The following is a 1,249-nucleotide window of genomic DNA, read 5'->3' on the forward strand; positions in this document are numbered from 1 at the left end:
CCTGGTAAGCGTCTCGGCCGGTTCCAGGAACCAGGCCGGCATTCCCGAGGGGATGCCGGCCTTCTTTCATATCGCCGGGCGCGCGGATGTTCCCCAGCGGACCGAATTTCCTCGAACTTCAACCATTTCCTAGATCATGAAACCTCATCACTGTCTAATTATTCTGACTGTCGCACCGGCGCTGTTCGTATCGGCCTGTGGCAAAAATGAGATCCTGGACTTCCGCAATGCGACGATCGCCAACGGTAAGGTCTATGCAGGCAATGCGAACGAGCCGTTCTCCGGAGGGCTGACAAACGTCCCGGCCAGAGTACTGCTGACGGCGCAGTCGGGTTTCCAACTGGCAAGCAAGCTCGCTGGAATTGCTCTTTCCGACGCAATTTCCGCGGACGACGGAAATGCACGGTCTGTGCTTCGCGAATCAGGCGCCGCGGCACTGCTGGCCGGAGCGTTATGCAACGCGCAGATTCGCGACGGCCTGCCTGACGGCAAAGCGGTTTGCAAGGAGCCGCAATCCGAAATTGTTCGAATCGAAATGTCGTTCAAACATGGAGCATTGGACGACTCATTGCGACTGTATGGCGGGAAGAGCGGCAACAATCTGCTTATGGAGGCGACCTTCCGAAATGGGCAACCAGACGGCACCGAGCAGGTCTATAGCTGGACCAACCACAAGCGCGTTCACACCTTTACGTGGAATGAGGGAGTTCCTTCCGGCACCGAGGAAGGGTTCGATGCGAATACCGGTGCGCTCATCAAACGCGCAACGTTCGTGGACGGCAAATACGAAGGTGAAGTCCTCCACTACGCGCCCGATGGCAAAACGGTCACGATCAAGGCGACCTACGCACAGGGCAAGCTTAATGGACCGTACAAGGAATGGGACGTAAGCGGTGCACTGGTGACCGACRAGACTTTCGCCAACGGCATCGAGGTTGGCGCTGATGGATCGAGCTTCGGTGTATGCTTGAACGAATGGGACGACGCTTATCGGACGGTGCCGGGACACAGCGCCTTTCCGGCGGAGGAGTTGCGCCAGCAGTGGGAAGCGTCATGTCGTGCGGGTAAGCACCCCGTCTGAGTACAGACACGCCAGGCAAGGCAGCAGTGTGCCCCTGCATACTAGGGCGCTACGCGGCACACTGAAACTTGTAAGTGTTTGTCAGCAGAACAAACACCGACGACATCCGGCCTGCTTCGTTGCCAGGTTTCCATGCCCCTTACTCCGTTTTCGGGGTGAGGGGCATGG

General features: G+C 57.9%; 1 protein-coding gene. It reads left to right on the forward strand.

Translation table 11 applies throughout. The annotated features are described in order from the left end of the window. The first annotated feature begins 136 nt into the window (after positions 1 to 136). Positions 137 to 1,081: a toxin-antitoxin system YwqK family antitoxin gene (locus AC1DPR_RS32030; RefSeq protein WP_477818033.1), complete on the forward strand. Its 945-nt coding sequence runs from the start codon at positions 137 to 139 to the stop codon at positions 1,079 to 1,081. Positions 1,082 to 1,249 lie beyond the last annotated feature (168 nt).

The sequence above is a fragment of the Rhizobium sp. 01T417 genome, from assembly GCF_056398905.1.